Annotated in this window: 17 protein-coding genes; 8 read left to right on the forward strand and 9 right to left on the reverse strand. The window is 64.1% G+C overall.

From position 1 onward, the window contains the following. Positions 1–21 precede the first annotated feature (21 nt). Positions 22–342 carry a 2Fe-2S iron-sulfur cluster-binding protein gene (locus JEQ47_RS04030; RefSeq protein ID WP_198875093.1) on the forward strand — a complete coding sequence of 107 codons (321 nt, stop codon included), beginning with the start codon at positions 22–24 and terminating at the stop codon, positions 340–342. 126 nt (positions 343–468) lie between these two features. Here JEQ47_RS04030 and JEQ47_RS04035 read toward each other — a convergent pair whose 3' ends face one another. Then, the gene (locus JEQ47_RS04035) at positions 469–915 is read right to left on the reverse strand and encodes a hypothetical protein (protein WP_198875094.1); all 447 of its coding nucleotides are present in this window, start codon (positions 913–915) and stop codon (positions 469–471) included. 223 nt (positions 916–1,138) lie between these two features. Here JEQ47_RS04035 and cysG point away from each other — a divergent pair, with 223 nt between their 5' ends. The 7 genes from cysG (at position 1,139) to JEQ47_RS04070 (ending at position 8,665) form a co-directional block, all read left to right on the forward strand. Further along, positions 1,139–2,509 carry a siroheme synthase CysG gene (gene cysG, locus JEQ47_RS04040; RefSeq protein WP_198875095.1) on the forward strand — a complete coding sequence of 457 codons (1,371 nt, stop codon included), beginning with the start codon at positions 1,139–1,141 and terminating at the stop codon, positions 2,507–2,509. Between the two features lie 4 nt (positions 2,510–2,513). Then, entirely contained in the window at positions 2,514–2,837 is a 324-nt protein-coding gene (locus JEQ47_RS04045; RefSeq protein ID WP_198875096.1) for a DUF2849 domain-containing protein, read from the forward strand. Continuing rightward, positions 2,824–4,482 carry a nitrite/sulfite reductase gene (locus JEQ47_RS04050; RefSeq protein WP_198875097.1) on the forward strand — a complete coding sequence of 553 codons (1,659 nt, stop codon included), beginning with the start codon at positions 2,824–2,826 and terminating at the stop codon, positions 4,480–4,482. The genes JEQ47_RS04045 and JEQ47_RS04050 overlap by 14 nt, the downstream gene beginning before the upstream one ends. Positions 4,483–4,649: 167 nt before the next feature. Further along, the gene (locus JEQ47_RS04055; RefSeq protein ID WP_198875098.1) at positions 4,650–5,924 is read left to right on the forward strand and encodes a phosphoadenylyl-sulfate reductase; all 1,275 of its coding nucleotides are present in this window, start codon (positions 4,650–4,652) and stop codon (positions 5,922–5,924) included. A gap of 146 nt (positions 5,925–6,070) precedes the next feature. Then, a complete protein-coding gene (locus tag JEQ47_RS04060; protein ID WP_198875099.1) occupies positions 6,071–7,096 on the forward strand; it encodes an NAD(P)/FAD-dependent oxidoreductase in 1,026 nt (341 codons plus the stop codon). Positions 7,097–7,259: 163 nt separating this feature from the next. Then, positions 7,260–7,583 carry a 2Fe-2S iron-sulfur cluster-binding protein gene (locus JEQ47_RS04065; protein ID WP_198875100.1) on the forward strand — a complete coding sequence of 108 codons (324 nt, stop codon included), beginning with the start codon at positions 7,260–7,262 and terminating at the stop codon, positions 7,581–7,583. Positions 7,584–7,912: 329 nt separating this feature from the next. Further along, complete coding sequence (locus tag JEQ47_RS04070) at positions 7,913–8,665, forward strand: EAL domain-containing protein (RefSeq protein ID WP_198875101.1); 753 nt, start codon at positions 7,913–7,915, stop codon at positions 8,663–8,665. On the opposite strand, the gene JEQ47_RS04075 is transcribed toward JEQ47_RS04070, so the two are convergent. From JEQ47_RS04075 to JEQ47_RS04110, 8 genes are all read right to left on the reverse strand, one after another. Further along, a complete protein-coding gene (locus tag JEQ47_RS04075; protein ID WP_198875102.1) occupies positions 8,648–9,676 on the reverse strand; it encodes a YcjF family protein in 1,029 nt (342 codons plus the stop codon). The two genes, JEQ47_RS04070 and JEQ47_RS04075, sit on opposite strands and share 18 nt — an antisense overlap. After that, positions 9,673–11,145, reverse strand: coding sequence for a YcjX family GTP-binding protein (locus JEQ47_RS04080; protein WP_198875103.1), 1,473 nt, complete (start codon positions 11,143–11,145; stop codon positions 9,673–9,675). Before JEQ47_RS04080 ends, JEQ47_RS04075 begins: the two co-directional genes overlap by 4 nt. Before the next feature lie 88 nt (positions 11,146–11,233). Beyond that, the gene (locus JEQ47_RS04085) at positions 11,234–12,145 is read right to left on the reverse strand and encodes a homoserine O-succinyltransferase (protein ID WP_198875104.1); all 912 of its coding nucleotides are present in this window, start codon (positions 12,143–12,145) and stop codon (positions 11,234–11,236) included. 69 nt (positions 12,146–12,214) lie between these two features. Continuing rightward, complete coding sequence (locus JEQ47_RS04090) at positions 12,215–13,081, reverse strand: ATPase (RefSeq protein ID WP_198875105.1); 867 nt, start codon at positions 13,079–13,081, stop codon at positions 12,215–12,217. Positions 13,082–13,201: 120 nt separating this feature from the next. Next, entirely contained in the window at positions 13,202–13,555 is a 354-nt protein-coding gene (locus JEQ47_RS04095) for a YciI family protein (RefSeq protein ID WP_198875106.1), read from the reverse strand. A 14-nt stretch (positions 13,556–13,569) separates the two neighbouring features. Further along, positions 13,570–14,115, reverse strand: a complete 546-nt coding sequence (locus tag JEQ47_RS04100) for a dihydrofolate reductase family protein (RefSeq protein ID WP_198875107.1) — start codon at positions 14,113–14,115, stop codon at positions 13,570–13,572. A 34-nt stretch (positions 14,116–14,149) separates the two neighbouring features. Beyond that, positions 14,150–14,635 carry an anthrone oxygenase family protein gene (locus JEQ47_RS04105; RefSeq protein ID WP_198875108.1) on the reverse strand — a complete coding sequence of 162 codons (486 nt, stop codon included), beginning with the start codon at positions 14,633–14,635 and terminating at the stop codon, positions 14,150–14,152. Continuing rightward, positions 14,632–15,462 (reverse strand): SDR family oxidoreductase, encoded by an 831-nt coding sequence (locus tag JEQ47_RS04110; protein ID WP_198875109.1) that lies wholly within the window; start codon positions 15,460–15,462, stop codon positions 14,632–14,634. The genes JEQ47_RS04105 and JEQ47_RS04110 overlap by 4 nt, the downstream gene beginning before the upstream one ends. Between the last annotated feature and the right edge of the window lie 37 nt (positions 15,463–15,499).

A 15,499-nucleotide genomic window follows, 5' to 3' on the forward strand; every position in this document is an offset into this window, starting at 1 on the left:
ATCGACTGATACAGGCTCCCCATGACCAAGATCACCTATGTCACCAGTTCGGGTGAACGCATTGAGACCGACGGCCAGAATGGCTCGACGGTAATGGAAACCGCGATCATGAATGCCGTTCCCGGCATCGTGGCCGAATGCGGCGGCGCCTGCACCTGCGCGACCTGTCACGTCTATATCGATGATGCCTGGCGCGAGACTGTCGGCGGCCCTTCGATGATGGAGGAAGACATGCTCGACTTTGCCTTCGACGTGAAGGATTCGAGCCGCTTGAGCTGCCAGATCAAGGTCCGCGATGCGCTGGACGGGCTGGTCGTACACGTGCCGACGCGGCAGGGGTGAGGCGGGCTTTCACTCGACGAGCCATACCCCATGTCACCCCGGCGAAGGCCGGGGCCCATCTTGAGGTTTCAGGATGGATCCCGGCTTCCGCCGGGATTACAGCCAGTGGGTGGGACAAGTTTCACGCTAAAAGCACCTGTTGTACACATAAGGCGCCGCCCAATCGGGCTCGCCCTCATCCACCGCGTCGTAGAGGTAAAACTGATCCGGCGTGACCCATAGGGCGAAAAAGGCGGGGCCGCCGGCAATCGGCTTCCAGTCGGTGCCGTCACCCGTGGCGATCAGTTCGATGGCCGCGTCCGCTTCGGTCTCACCCGGGCCAAGGTAGACTATGTGGGAATTGTCGGCTGGCTCGATCCGCACCGGCAGATCGCAGATGGCGAGATTGGTGCTGGGATCGGTCACATCCCGCGTAGGAACGGTGATGGACCAGGCGCCGACAAAGGGCGCTGCCTTGCCCGGTTCGATTGCGTTGTCGACGACCGGCCTTGGCAGCGGCGCCATGGCGGCGGCGCCCGGAATGCCGAGCAGCAGTGCGATGGTCAGGGCAGGGAGCAGGTTTCGCTGTGTCATGACTGGGTCCATGCGATGGCGAGGTGGTCCGATTTTAAGCCATCCGAGGCAAAATATTCTATGCCCGTCTCCGGCAAAGATTCATTTGGCGGCACGGCCTGCAAATTGTCGCTGACGTTCCACGCGCGGCGTCTGTAGGGAAATATATAAGCTATTGATTTTCAACATCTTGTTGGCATGTGGCGGTTAGACTATTTTCCCGCATCTCTGGAACAGGACGACTATGGGCTCCCTCAACACATTTCCGTTGAGTTTTAAGGTCAAGGGCAAGCGCATCATCATCGTCGGCGGCGCCGACGAGGCCCTGAACAAAGTCCGGTTGGTCGCTAAGACGACAAGTTCCATAGAGATTTATTCCCGCCAGATCGAGGTCGATTTTTCCGCATTCCCGGTGGCCCTTTTCGAGCGGGCGCTGCGCGCCGAAGACATTGCCGGCGCGGCTTTGGTGTTCGTTGCCGAAGAGAGCGCCGATGCCGAATTGGCGAAGGCCGAGGCGCGGCGGCTCAATATTCCGCTCAATGTCGTCGACGTGCCCGCTGAATGCGATTTCTACACGCCCTCCATCGTCGAGCGCGCGCCGCTGACCGTCGCCATCTCGACCGAGGGCGATGCACCGGTGCTGGCGCGGCTGGTGCGGGCGCAGATCGAGGCGCTGCTCTCGCCGGGCCTCGGGAAAATCGCGAGTCTCGCCGGTGGCTTGCGGCAGCGCGTTGAGGGCCTGATTCACGACGGCGCGGCCCGCCGTCGCTTTTACGAAGACCTCGTCACGCGCCCCGGCATGGACCGCGCCGGCGCCGAAGCCTTGCTGGATACCCATGCGAAAAACGGTTCGGGGCAGGGGGTGGTCTGGCTGATCGGCGCCGGTCCGGGCGCCGAAGACCTCCTCACGCTGCGCGCCCAGCGCCTGCTGCAGCAGGCCGACGTCATCGTGCATGACCAGCTCGTGCCGCCGGCCGTGGTCGAGATGGGCCGCCGCGATGCCGAGCAAATCTGTGTCGGCAAGGCGCGTGGGCATCACTCCTTCAGCCAGGCGCAGATCAATACGCTGATCGTGCGCCTCGCCGGCGAAGGCAAGCGCGTGGCGCGGCTCAAATCCGGCGATCCGATGATCTTCGGCCGCGCTGGCGAAGAAATTGCCGCCCTGCGCAAGGCCGGTATTGCCTACGAAATCGTGCCGGGGGTCAGTGCGGCTATGGCCGCCGCCGCCGATACGGCGACGCCGGTGACCCTGCGGAAAGTGTCGAGCGGCTTTGTGGTCGCCACGGCGCATGGCGCCGAAGACAGCGATCTGGCCCACTGGGCGGCGCTCGCCGGTTCGGGCCTGACGCTGGCGCTCTACATGGGCAAGGCCATCGCCGCCGATGTTGCGGCGCGGCTCGTGGCGCATGGCGCTGCTTCGAGCCTGCCCGTCGGCATTGTGGTCAATGCCGGCCGCGCCGACCACACATCCTATGCCGGCACGCTGGGCGCGCTGGCCAATGGCGCCGTCGACTTCGTCGATGGCCCAGCCGTCATACTTATCGGTCAGGCGGTTGCCGAGGGCGACTGGACCGAGGCGGCTGCGGCCGCCAGCACATCTTTCAAGGTAGCGTGATCCCATGGAAATCCTCACCGGCAACGAACTGACCTCGGGCGCCACCGTCTATCTCGACGGCGCCGGCAACTGGGTCGAGGACCTGCAGGCGGCGCGCCTTTTTGCCAAGGATCAGGCTGCCGAGCGCGATGCCGCGCTGGCCGCGACCAAGGCCGGCGGCCGGGTCATCAGCCTTGAAATCGAAGAAGTCGAGCAGGTCGAGGGCGCCATCGTGCCCAAGCGCCTGCGCGAACGCATCAGGGCGGCGGGCCCCACCGCTCCCCTCTCTCTCAACGGGCAGGCGTATGAACGCCAGCACTTAGGTGAAGACGGGCATGTATCGATATGACGAATTCGACGCCGCTTTCGTAGCGGGTCGCACGGCGCAGTTTGCAGACCAAGTGAAGCGCCGTCTTTCGGGCGAGCTTTCCGAAGACCAGTTCCGGCCGCTGCGGCTGATGAACGGGCTCTATCTGCAACTGCATGCCTATATGCTGCGCGTCGCCGTGCCCTACGGCACGCTGTCGAGCCGCCAGATGCGCAAGCTTGCCCATATCGCGCGCACTTATGATCGTGGCTACGGCCATTTCACCACGCGTCAGAACATCCAGTACAACTGGCCCAGGCTCAAGGATATTCCCGTCATCCTCGACGAGCTGGCCAGCGTGGAAATGCACGCCATCCAGACCTCGGGCAATTGCATCCGCAATGTCACCACGGACCAGTTCGCCGGCGCCGCTGCCGACGAGATCATCGATCCTCGCCCGGTCGCCGAAATCCTGCGCCAGTGGTCGAGCCTGCATCCGGAATTCTCGTATCTCCCGCGCAAGTTCAAGATCGCCATTACCGGCGCGCCGCACGACCGCGCCGCCATCCGTTTCCACGATATCGGCCTTCAGGCGGCGGTGAATGCTGCCGGTGAAATCGGCTGGGAAGTCTGGGTCGGCGGTGGCCTGGGGCGTACGCCGATGATCGCCAAGCTGATCAACAGCTTCGTGCCCAACGAGCACCTCTTGGCTTATCTCGAATCCATCATGCGCGTTTACAACCGCTATGGCCGCCGGGACAATAAGTACAAGGCGCGCATCAAGATCCTGGTGCACGAGGAAGGCCTCGAAAGCATCAAGGGCCAGGTGGAAGCCGAATTCGCCGAAGTGCGTGGCGGCGTGCTGACCCTGCCGCAGGAAGAGCTCGATCGCATCTCGGCCTATTTCGCCGCACCGGCCTTCGCGCCCCAGGCCATGACGAAGATCGACGTGGCCTACGAATCCATCGTCGATCCTGCCTATGGCCGCTGGCTCGACAACAACATCAACGCCCATGCCCAGCCCGGCTATGCCTCGGTGACGATTTCGCTGAAGCCCGTGGGCGGCGCGCCAGGCGACGCGAGCGATGCGCAGATGGATGTGGTCGCCGATCTCGCCGAAAAGTATTCGTTCGACGAGTTGCGCGTCACCCACGAACAGAACCTGGTTCTGCCCCATGTGGCGCTCAGCGACCTGCGCACCATCTATGACGTGCTGGTCAAGGCCGAGCTGGCCGAGGGCAACAACAACCTCATCACCGACATGATCTGCTGCCCGGGGCTCGATTTCTGCGCCCTGGCCAATGCCCGCTCGATCCCGATCGCGCAGGAAATTTCGCGCAAGTTCGCCGCGCCGGACCGGCAGAAGGATATCGGCGACCTCAAGATCAAGATTTCCGGCTGCATCAATGCATGCGGCCACCACCATGTGGGCCATATCGGCATTTTGGGCGTCGAGAAGAAGGGCGGCGAGCTCTACCAGATCACCCTGGGCGGCGACGCCACCGAGCAGGCTTCGTTGGGCAAGATCATCGGCCCCGGCTTCGAGGCCGAGCAGGTGCCCGGCGCCATCGAAAAACTGGTGGATTTCTACATCACCCAGCGCCAGGGCGCGGATGAGACCTTCATCCAGGCCTATCGGCGCCTGGGCGAGGCTCCGTTCAAGGAGGCGCTGTATGGGAATGCTTGATGCCCTGTTCACCTCTCCCTCTGGGGGAGAGGTCGGCGCGAACGCGCCGGGTGAGGGGGCCTTTGTCCCCGCGTCCGTTGCAAGGCCCCCTCACCCGACCCGAGTGGGTCGACCTCTCCCCCAAGGGAGAGGTGGCGCTGGCGCGCCTCTGGTTGCGGAGATTTTCCATGGCAATGCCTAAACTCGCTCCGGCGCCTGCCGCCCATGACAAGCTCAAGGCGCTCGGCATCCTGGCGCTTAACGGCATGTTCGACGAAATGGACGCGGTCGGCGTGCTGCGCTACGCCATCACCGAAGTGCTGCCCGGAGACCTGGCCATCGTTTCGTCCTTCGGCGCCGACTCCGCCGTGCTGCTCCACATGGTGGCGCAGGTCGATCCGTCGCTGCCGGTCTATTTCCTCGAAACCGGCAAGCATTTCCCAGAGACGCTCGCCTATGTCGAGACGCTCAAGACAACGCTTGGCCTCAGCAATGTCCGGGCGATCTTGCCCGATGCCAAGGATGTGCTGCGCTTCGATCCCAATGGCGATCTCTGGGAGACCGATCCGGATTCGTGCTGCCATATCCGCAAGACCGAGCCGCTTGAGCCGATCACCGAGCAGTTCGGCGGCTGGGTCACCGGCCGCAAGCGTTACCAGACCACCGAACGCGGGGTGCTGCCGCATTTCGAATTGACCAGCGATGATCGCATCAAGGTCAATCCGCTGGCCTATTTTTCCGACGCCGACGTCGTCGAATACCGCCAGGCGCACCGCTTGCCCGAGCATCCGCTCTATGCCAAAGGCTACAAGTCCATTGGCTGCGCGCCCTGCACCTCGGTTGTGGCCGAAGGCGAGGATCCGCGCGCGGGACGGTGGCGCGGCCTCAACAAGAAGGAATGCGGCATCCATTATGACTTCAGTGGAGCGATCGCAAACCCGATGACTGCTGCAGCCCGCCACACCCTCTGGAAAGATGGGGCTTTCATCGCCGATCCATTCAAGGACTGGGAAGAAGGCGCCAATCCGTCCGAGGCGCGCTACGTCCATGTGCCGCTGCCGGTGTTTCTGGCCAATCGCGCCGAGTTCCTCGCCAACCCGCATCCCCTCGGGCTCCTGGTCTCGCCGGGAGAAAAGATCGAGGATGTGGCCGACGATCTGGCGCGGTTCGCTTCGGTTGCGGTCCGGTTCCCGGCCTTCTCGGACGGACGTGGCTATTCGACGGCGCGGCTCCTGGTCGAGCGGCTGAAGTATGCCGGCGAAATCAGGGCTGTAGGCGATGTTCTGCAGGATCAGATTCCGCATATGCGGCGCTGCGGCTTCAATGCCCTCGTGGTCACGCACGAGCCCACCCGCCAGGCGCTGATCGAGAACCGCCTGCCGGAAATGGCGCTGTTCTACCAGCCCGTCGGCGTCACCGAAGTGCCGGTCGGCACTCGGCCCTTCCTTCGCCGCGTCTCCTAGGGTAATTGGAGCGCGTTACTCATATTAACCACAGGGTCAGTCCCGCGACAGCGGGAACCCCCGTTACCTGAAACAGAGGTTCCCGCTTTGCGGGAATGACGCCGGGATGGGATGGCTACCACCCGGCGAGACAGAAATGAAACAAGATGAGCACTGAGATCACCACCGATGTCGTCGTCATTGGCGCGGGCCCCTGCGGGCTGTTTGCGGCCTTCGAACTCGGTCTGCTGGACATCAAATGCCATTTCATCGACATTCTCGACCGTCCCGGCGGCCAGTGCGCCGAGCTCTATCCCGAAAAGCCGATCTACGACATTCCGGGCTTTCCCGTGGTCACCGGCCAGCAGCTCACCGATAACCTGATGGCGCAGATCGCGCCCTTTGCGCCCGAATTCCACTTCTCGCGCATGGTCAATTCGATCGAGAAGCAGGCCGATGGCAGCTTCCGTCTGGAAACCGATGCCGACGAAATCTTCCACACCAAGGTGGTGGTGATCGCGGCCGGCGGCGGCTCGTTCCAGCCCAAGCGCCCGCCGGTGGCCGATATCGAGCAGTTCGAGAACAAGTCGGTCTTCTATGCCGTGCGCAAGATGGAAGATTTCCGCGACCAGGACGTGGTGATCGTCGGCGGCGGTGACTCCGCGCTGGACTGGACGCTGAACTTGGCCCCCATCGTGCGCACGCTGACCCTCGTGCACCGTCGTGATGCCTTCAAGGCCGCGCCTGCCTCGGTCAACAAGATGAAGGAACTGGTCGCCGACGGGAAGATCAACTTCCAGCTCGGCCAGATCGCCAAGCTCGACGGCGAAGATGGGCAGATCAATCACGTGCACCTGACCACAGATGCCGGCGACCTCTCGATCCCGGCGACGCGCCTGCTGCCGTTCTTCGGCCTCACCATGAAGCTCGGCCCGGTGGCCGATTGGGGGCTCGAACTCAACGACAATACCATCGTCGTCGACACCGAGAAGTTCGAGACCTCGGTGCCCGGCATCTACGCCATCGGCGACATCAACTACTATCCGGGCAAGCTCAAGCTGATCCTCTCGGGCTTCCACGAGGCCGCGCTGATGGCCCAGGCCGCCAAGGCCGTCATCTCGCCGGGCGAGCGCGTGGTGTTCCAGTACACGACCTCGAGCACCAAGCTGCAGAAGAAGCTCGGCGTGGCCTGAGGGTCCAGACTCCCCCCTCCGTCGTCATTGCCCGGCTTGTCCGGGCAATCCATCTTGACGATGTATGGACCACCCGAACAAGTCGGGTGGTGACGAAGGAATGGATATGCTTGCGGGTCGCCCACCAACCCGCTATCCCCATCGCGCTGTTGAGGAGCGCCCCATGAAGATCACCGTTACCGACCAGGCTGGCGACGTGCACGAACTCGAAGGGCTCGAAGGCTGGCGCGTGATGGAGGTCATTCGCGACTGGGGCCTCAACATCAAGGCCGAGTGCGGCGGCGCCTGTTCCTGCGCCACCTGCCACGTCTATGTCGATCCGGCCTGGCTCGACGCCGTCGGCGCGCCCAGCGACGAGGAAGAGGACATGCTCGACAGCGTCGGCGACGTGAAGAGCAATTCGCGCCTCTCCTGCCAGATCCTCTGCTCCGATGCGCTGGACGGGCTGACGCTCACACTGGCTCCCAGCGCCGCCAAGGATTTTTAGTCCGGGCTTTCTTCTCCCTATCGGGGAGAAGGTGGCGCGTAGCGCCGGATGAGGGGCTTCGAACTGTCCCGTAGGGTCAATCGCTCCGGCGGAGCGATTGAAAGTGAGAAGGCCATGAGAGCTGTGCTCGAATGGCAGCTTCCGCCGGCGCGGGGGTTGCGGGGAGCCTCCCCTCACCGACCCGGCTTCGCCAGGCCACCTCTCCCCAATGGGAGAGGAACGCGGGAGCCTCCGGTCGGCCCCTATGCCTCTGCAGCATTGTCCATGCCTTAACACCTATCGTCGATGATGAGGAAATACTGTAGTCCTCATAATAACATAGGTTAATCATGGTCGCGTCCTGCCAGGGCTGCCGCAACGGCGAAGACTTTCCCGTTCCCTTTACGATGGCCTTTCATCCCATCATCGATATGAGTGCCGGTGCGGTCTGGGGCTATGAGGCGCTGGTCCGTGGTATCGCGGGGCAGGGCGCGGGTTCGGTGTTGTCCGCAGTCACCGAGGCCAACCGCTATGTCTTCGACCAGGCCTGCCGGGTGAAGGCCATCGAACTGGCCGGCCAACACCTGCCGCCGTCGTCCACGTCGCGCCTCTCGATCAACTTCATGCCCAATGCCGTGTACGAACCGCGCGCCTGCATCCGCGCTACCCTCGCGGCAGCGGCGCGCGTGCAGTTCAATCCCAATCGCCTGATGTTCGAATTCACCGAGAACGAGCGCATGGTGGATGCCGGCCATGTCGCCAATATCGTCGCCGAATACAAGCGCATGGGCTTCATGACGGCGCTCGACGATTTCGGCGCGGGCTATGCGGGCCTGGGCCTGCTCGCCAAATTCCAGCCGGACCTCATCAAGATCGACATGGAGCTGCTGCGCGGGGTCGACAGCTCTCCGGCCCGCCAGGCCATCGTCGCTGCCATTGTCGGCATGGCGAGGCAAATGGGCATTCTGGTGTTGGCGGAGGGCGTAGAAACGGAGGCCGAAATGGTCACCCTGCGGGCGGCTGGCATATCTCTGTTCCAAGGCTACTTCTTCGCCCAGCCGCAGCTCGAGACCTTCGAGACCCCGTCACTGCTGGCTGCCTGAGCCACGCCCCGCATCGGCCGTTACCTTCACCAGTTCGGGGATGAAATCCCGCACGGTCGGTTGCGACAGCACTTCGAAGGGCAGGGGGCGGACCACGCGCATGGCGGCAATGCCGACGCGCACGGTCATCAGCCCGTTGACCACGCCTTCGCCCAGCCTTACGGACAGCTTGGCGGCAAGGCCCTGGCCCACGAGCTGCTCGACCACGCCATCGGTGAGCACCAGACCGCCGGTGACGGCCAGATGCGCGAGCACCGACCCGGCCAGCCGCCAGAAGCCGAAAAAGCCCGGACGGGCCCCGTAGAGCGCGGCGATCGCGCCGGCGAGACGCACGCTTTCATAGATGACAAAGGCGATGTCGATCAGCGCGCGGGGCGAAACCGCCGTTACCAGCGCCACGCGCCGTGCCGATGCGGCCACCAGCGCCTTGGAGCGCGCATCCAGCGGCGCCATCAGGCTCCGCTCGGCCAGCGCGATGACCTCGTTTCCGTCGAACAGGTTATCGAGATGGCCGTTGAGGTTGTCGCGACCGCGGGCCAGGTCGGGGCGGCCGGCATAGACACCGTTGAGATGATCCGCCACCGCTCCGGCCAATTTGCGGTCATTGTCCGCATGGGCGCGGGCGGCATCGGCGCGCGTGGCGTCCAGAACCGAGAGGCGGCGCAGCGCCAGCATTTCGCGGATGACCAGCGCCACCACGGCAACCAGGAAGGCGCCGAGCACGCCCAGGCCCAGCCAGCCCAGCCATTCATTGGTGGCAAACAGGTCGCGGATCAGCCGGTCGGCGGCCAGTCCGAGACCTGCTGAAATGAGGATGCCACCCGTCGTCCAGGCCAGCTTCCCGAGCCAGCCCAAGCGGCGGGGCACCGGCGCGACGAGTTCTGGTTCTGCGGGTGGCTCGAAGCTGGTTTCGACGATTTCGGCCCGGTCCGGCCTGAAGGCGCGCGGCGCGCGGAAGGCGTCCGACGCTGTGTCGGGTCTGTCCACAGGACGGGCTACGGGACGCTTCATGCCATCCAGTCTCCGATGAGATAATCGAGGGCGCGGTCGAGCCGTATATGAGGCAGGACCAGGTCGCCGGCAGCGTTGCGCTCGAGCTTTTGCGGCGGCGTGAAGCGGAGGAAGTTGAGCGCCACGGGCTGTCCATCCTCGAACAATGAATCCGGCCGCTCCGGCAAGTCACCGGGAAACAAGGCGATTTCGGATCGGCCGTCATAGGTCACGCCATCCAGCACCTCGCCCGCCAGGGGCGTGCCGACCAGTGTGGGCAGCGTTTCTCCGCCTTCGCGGATCGTGCCTTCGCTGGTGGCGCGGATGCCTGCCATGGCGATGGATTTGGTTTCAGCACCCGCAAAGCTCGCCCGCTTGCGCGCATTGGCGACGAGGCGGTTGAGAATAGCCTCCAGCCGGTCGTGGCTGGTGTGGTGGACATGGTCGGCCTTGGTGGCCGCGAAGAGGATGCGATCGATGTTTCGCGTGAAGGGACGCAGCAGCGGGTTGGTCTCGCCCTGCCGGAAGCAGGAGAGTACGGCGGTGAGCGCAGTCTCGAGGTCGTTGACGGCTTCGGGGCCGGTATTGAGCGCGCGCAGCGTGTCGACCAGCACCACCTGCCGATCGAGCCGGGCGAAGTGATCGCGGAAGAAGGGCCGGATGACCTGCGCTTTGTAGGCCTCGTAGCGGTGCTCCAGCATGGCGTAGAGGCTGCCATTGCGCACGGCGCCCGGTGGCCTGGGCAAGGGCGCGAAGGTGAGGGCCGGCGAGCCCTCAAGGTCGCCGGGCAGCAGGAACCGCCCCGGCGGCAGGGTGGAAAGCGCCCCATGCTCGCGGCTGCGCCGCAGATAGGTGGTAAAGGTCGCGGCCAACTGTTCCGCGGCCATGTCGCTGGCGTCACGCGACACATCGATGCTGTCGAGGGCGGCGAGGAAATCCCCGGCCTCCCGGGAATGTCCCGGCAGGCGGGCGCGGGCCAGCGCCTCGGCGCTCCATTCGGCAAAGCCGAGGCCCAGCAGCGGCAGGTCGAGCAGCCATTCGCCGGGATAGTCGACAATGTCGAGATTGAGCGTGGCCGGCCCGGTCATCCCGGCCCACCACTTGGCCGACTGGTATTTCAGCACCAGCCGCAATTGCGAAATCCGCCGTGTGCCCTCGGGCCATACGGGCGGGTTGGCCGATAGGGAAGCGAGGTGCTGCTCATAGGCAAAGCGCGGAATGGTGGCGTCGGGATATTCGGCCAGTCTGGCGCCGATGAAGCGACCATCGGCCAGCGGCGCAAAGCCCGGCAGGCGGCCTTGCGTCAAAAGGTTATGCACCAGCGCGGTGATGAAGATGGTCTTGCCGGCGCGGCTGAGCCCGGTCACCCCCAGCCGCAGCGTTGGCGTCAGCACGCCCGTGGCGCTGTCGGCCAGGTTTGCGAGGGCGATGCCCAGTTCGTCGGTGATCGTGGTCGGCGGCTGCGGCAAGGCGAATGTCCTCGTGGTCATAGCAAGTTAAGGCCGCGAGGTCGGTTTACAAGAGAGCCGGGGGCAATCAGGCCGAAAATGAATGCGGGGCCCTGCAGCCCCGCATTGCCTAACTACCGATTTCGTCGAGCCGATACGGCGTCGTCTGGTAGATTTCGTTGATCCAGTTCTGGAACAACAGGTGCGCATGGCTGCGCCAGCGGTTCTCGGGCTCCGCCGTGGTGTCGCCATTGGGGAACAGGTTTACCGGCGGCGGGGTGTCGAGCCCGGCCTTGACGTCGCGCTCATATTCGTCGGCCAGCGAGCGGTTGTCATATTCGAGGTGATTGAGGAAATAGACCGCGCGCTCGTTGCGGTCGCCCAGCATGCAGAGGCCGATATCGGGATTGTCGATCAGCACTTCGAGGCCATCGCCAAGGCTCTCGCGATCGATGTCGTTGTACCGCGACACCGGGATCATCGGGCTGTCGGACATGCCGCGCAGGAAGGGCGAGCGCGGATTGTGGATCTGGTGGCGGAAGACGCCAAAAGCCTTCCTGTCCATGCGATAGCGGCGGGCGCCATGGAAATGGTGCAGCGCCGCCTGGGCGCCCCAGCAGATGAACATGGTGTGGTGCACATTGGTGCGCGTCCACGCCATGATCTCGAGCATTTCCGGCCAGTACCGTACCTCTTCGAAGGGCAGGTTGGCGATCGGCGCGCCGGTGACGATGAAGCCGTCGAACCGGCGCTCCTTCACCTCTTCCCAGGTCTGGTAGAAGGAGTTGAGATAGTCTTCCGACGTGTTCTTGGACTGGTGATCGGTCACCCGCACCAGGCTGAGATTGATCTGCAGCGGCGTCGCGCCGATCAGCCGGGCGAACTGGGTCTCGGTCCGCTCCTTGTTGGGCATCAGGTTCAGGAGGCCGAATTCGAGCGGGCGGATGTCCTGCCGCGCGGCGCGGCTGGAATCCATGACATAGACGCCCTCGCTTTCGAGGGTCTTGCGGGCAGGCAGGTTGTCGGGAATTCTGATAGGCATGTCAGCCTCTTAACAGGGTGCGATGAGAAAGCGATTCAGCGGTGCGCGTCATCCCCTCGGGGACACGCGCTAGCGCATTCGTTTCTCGATCGCCGCCGCGACGAGATCGACGAATTCGTCGCCGTCGCGCACGGTGGCGAGGTCGCTGGCTTCCACGACATAGCCGAAATTGTCCGCCAGCGCCTGGTAGCGCGGCAGCCGGTCATGCAGCAGCGCCTCGAACCCCCAGGCGCCAAAGCCGGCCGGGTCGACGTCACAATCGTCAGTTATGCCGTTCATGCGCTTGTACTCGGCCCATTTCTCCACGAGGAACGGCGGGCGGTAATACATGGGCTTGGGCGATTTCTTGAACCGCTTGACCAGCTCCGTGGCGTCCTTGTCGGTGCCGCGGATATAGAGCAGGGCGGTGCTGGCAGTCAGCGTCTTGACCACCGGGTCTTCCGGATTGGCCGGGTCGATGACCTCGATCAGCGAGCCGCCTGTATCGGCGATGAAGTCGTCATAGCCGTAGAGCGCCTTGGCCCGTTCGATGAAATAGGGCACGTCGCACAGCGCCGCGACTTCGGCCACCCGGTGCTGTTCCTGCCGGCGCTGGTATTCCTCGAGCGGCAATCCCCCGCGCGCCGGATCGCCCGGCGTGCCGAGATAGGTCGAGAGGGGGTCGAGATTGTCGAAGGTGATGTTGGACGAGATGTAGATCGAGTCCGTGCGCAGGAGCTGCGCCAGGAACGGGACCTTCATGGCCTCGCGCTTGAAATTGTCGACGATGAACTCGCCCATATAGCGGGTGCCGATGCGGTAATCGGCCGAATAGTGAAACCAGTGGTCGGCGCGCAGCATGTTGCTGAGCCGCGTCTTGCCGACGCCAGCCATGCCGAACACGGTCATCGCCCGGCGCGGGGCCTTCACGAACTCATCGACGCTGGAAAACAGCATTATTCTGGACCCGACTGGCCGTCGTCCTTCTGGGATTTCGACCGTCGATGTAATGCAAGCGCCGCGCTTTCACAACCGGCGCGTGGCTGTCCCGGCGCGAGGCCGGGACAGCGGAAGGGCTCAATAGAGCTGGCGGATTTCGATCTCGCAGGGGTCACCCGGCATGGCGATGCGCGGCATGCGCTTGGCCCATTCGACCGCCTCGTCGCGATTGCGGACGTCGCTGACGGTATAGCCGGCGACGATCTGGCCGGGTTCGTCGAAGGGGCCGTCAATCCGCGTGACAGTGTCGGTGCCGATGCCGCGGAGCCGGACACCACCCTCGCCGCTGGGATAGATCCCGACGGCATCGAGCAGCAGGCCGGCGGCGGCAAGTTCCGCATTGTACCTTGCCATGGCCTCGCCGAGGCCGGCCGGCCCTTCGCCGCCGGCTTCGGTCACCGGATTGGATTTCACGAGCAGGACGAACTTCATGTGATGTTCCTTTTTCAGTTGCGATCGTAGACGAGCCCCATGGCCCCGCCGGGGAAGGGTGTGACGCTGCGCAGGGTGAGGTGCAGGGGTGGTCCCGCGGGAAACAGCGCTTCGCCGCCGCCCAGGGTGACGGGATGAACCAGCAATATGTACTGGTCGATCAGGCGCGCCTCGGAGAGGGATCGGGCAAAGCGCGGCCCGCCATGCGCCAGTATGTCTTTGCCGCTCTCGCCCTTGAGGCGGGGGATGGCGGCGGCGATATCCTCCCGCGTGATCGATGCCTTGGCCCAGGTGGTCGATGTCAGCGACTGCGAGAAGACCAGTTTGTCGATCTCGTTCATCGGCTCTGCAAAGGGCAGGTCGGAGATCGGCCAGGTGGCTTCCATCTCCCGGAAAACACCTGTTCCCATGATGTGCAGATCGGCGTCCCAGAGGGCGTTGACGACCCATTCGGTGGCCTGCTCGTCAAAGCTGGGGCCCATCCATCCTTCGACATCGCCATCCGGGCCGACGACGTAGCCGTCCAGCGACATGGACATTTTCAGTTTGAGCTTTCGCATGGTCTCTCCTTGGTTGAAGCGTTTGGTGCGGGCGCTAGCCGGTAGGGGCGTGGGCATGGAGCAAGGCGGCGAGAAAGCCGACACTGGCGAGGAAGCTCGCGCCGGTGCGCAGGTGATTGAGCGGCGTCCAGCGCTCCAGATAATCGGTCCAGGTGGTCCGCCGGCGGTCGTTGGCGAGCTGGTCATTGAGCGGGACATTGCCGATCACGGTGGTGCCGAACATGCCAAGGACATAGACCGTGCCAGCCATGATCATGGTCCAGTCGCTGGTCGATGCCCGGTTGAAGTCGGCGATGCCGATGACGACCAGGATGGCCGCGAGCAGCGTCGATCCGAAGAAGAACGGCATGAAGGCCGATCGCAGGATGACCAGGTTGACCGAGCGCATCGCCACGGCCCCGGCGTCGGAAGCGTCCGCCAGGGCCCGCATGATGAAGGCCGAAAAGGCGAAATAAATGCCGCCCATCGTGGCGCAGGACAGGGCCGCGATGGCCAGCATGACTTCAGTGGCGATGGTCATGGGGCTGCCGCCTCACTGGCCCATACGCCCGATGCCATGACAGCGGCGACATAGGCCTCAAAGCTGCGCGGTGGGCGGCCCAGGGCCCCCATGACGCCCGTCGACATGTGGGTATTGCGACCGTCGAGAACCTCAGTCGTGAGGATTTCAAGCAATTGCACATAGGGGGCCGGCACCTGGGCGGCGTTGAGGGCCGCGACATAGTCCGGGATGGAGAGGGGTAAGGTTTGGATCGGTCGACCCAGCGCCCTGGCGATCACGGCGAGGGCGTCGCGAAAGGTGATCAGGTCGGGCCCGGTGACGTCATAGAGCTTTCGCGAATGACCGGGTTCAATCAGCGCGGCTGTGACGATGTCGGCGATGTCCTCGATATCGATAAAGGGCTCGGGCACATCGAACCGGGGGAAGTGCACCCGGCCAGCGCGGATTTCATCGGCGAAGAACCCTTCGCTGAAATTCTGCGCAAACCAGCTCGAGCGCACGATTGTCCACTCGGCGCCTGACGACATGAGGGCGTTCTCGGCGGCCAGCGCTTCTGCCTCGCCGCGCCCGGTCAGCAGAACGAGGCGCCTGAGGCCCGAGGATAGGCAGAACTCGGTGAAGCGCCGGACCACTGGCAGCGCGCCGGGCAGGGCGATATCAGGGGCATAGGCTAGATAAGCACGATCGGCACCCGCAATGGCCTGGGCCCATGTCGCCTCGTCATGCCAGTCAAAGGTCGGGCTGGTCGAGCGGGACAACGCGCGCACCGGGTGTCCCGCATGCCTGAGCCGCCGGACGACGCGGCTACCGGTTTTGCCGGTGCCACCAACGATCAATATGGTCATTTTTGTAACTCCTGGACTGTGTCCTGGCGGTCTGGGG

It is taken from the genome of Devosia sediminis (genome assembly GCF_016411825.1).
Taxonomy (GTDB): domain Bacteria; phylum Pseudomonadota; class Alphaproteobacteria; order Rhizobiales; family Devosiaceae; genus Devosia; species Devosia sediminis.

Coding starts and splice junctions, on each gene's coding strand:
- JEQ47_RS04060 (WP_198875099.1), top strand. CDS start 6,071: ATGAGCACTGAGATCACCACCGATGTCGTCGTCATTGGCGCGGGCCCC.
- JEQ47_RS04095 (WP_198875106.1), bottom strand. CDS start 13,555: ATGAAGTTCGTCCTGCTCGTGAAATCCAATCCGGTGACCGAAGCCGGC.
- JEQ47_RS04090 (WP_198875105.1), bottom strand. CDS start 13,081: ATGCTGTTTTCCAGCGTCGATGAGTTCGTGAAGGCCCCGCGCCGGGCG.
- JEQ47_RS04070 (WP_198875101.1), top strand. CDS start 7,913: ATGGTCGCGTCCTGCCAGGGCTGCCGCAACGGCGAAGACTTTCCCGTT.
- JEQ47_RS04035 (WP_198875094.1), bottom strand. CDS start 915: ATGACACAGCGAAACCTGCTCCCTGCCCTGACCATCGCACTGCTGCTC.
- JEQ47_RS04065 (WP_198875100.1), top strand. CDS start 7,260: ATGAAGATCACCGTTACCGACCAGGCTGGCGACGTGCACGAACTCGAA.
- cysG (WP_198875095.1), top strand. CDS start 1,139: ATGGGCTCCCTCAACACATTTCCGTTGAGTTTTAAGGTCAAGGGCAAG.
- JEQ47_RS04050 (WP_198875097.1), top strand. CDS start 2,824: ATGTATCGATATGACGAATTCGACGCCGCTTTCGTAGCGGGTCGCACG.
- JEQ47_RS04075 (WP_198875102.1), bottom strand. CDS start 9,676: ATGAAGCGTCCCGTAGCCCGTCCTGTGGACAGACCCGACACAGCGTCG.
- JEQ47_RS04080 (WP_198875103.1), bottom strand. CDS start 11,145: ATGACCACGAGGACATTCGCCTTGCCGCAGCCGCCGACCACGATCACC.
- JEQ47_RS04045 (WP_198875096.1), top strand. CDS start 2,514: ATGGAAATCCTCACCGGCAACGAACTGACCTCGGGCGCCACCGTCTAT.
- JEQ47_RS04100 (WP_198875107.1), bottom strand. CDS start 14,115: ATGCGAAAGCTCAAACTGAAAATGTCCATGTCGCTGGACGGCTACGTC.
- JEQ47_RS04030 (WP_198875093.1), top strand. CDS start 22: ATGACCAAGATCACCTATGTCACCAGTTCGGGTGAACGCATTGAGACC.
- JEQ47_RS04105 (WP_198875108.1), bottom strand. CDS start 14,635: ATGACCATCGCCACTGAAGTCATGCTGGCCATCGCGGCCCTGTCCTGC.
- JEQ47_RS04055 (WP_198875098.1), top strand. CDS start 4,650: ATGGCAATGCCTAAACTCGCTCCGGCGCCTGCCGCCCATGACAAGCTC.
- JEQ47_RS04085 (WP_198875104.1), bottom strand. CDS start 12,145: ATGCCTATCAGAATTCCCGACAACCTGCCTGCCCGCAAGACCCTCGAA.
- JEQ47_RS04110 (WP_198875109.1), bottom strand. CDS start 15,462: ATGACCATATTGATCGTTGGTGGCACCGGCAAAACCGGTAGCCGCGTC.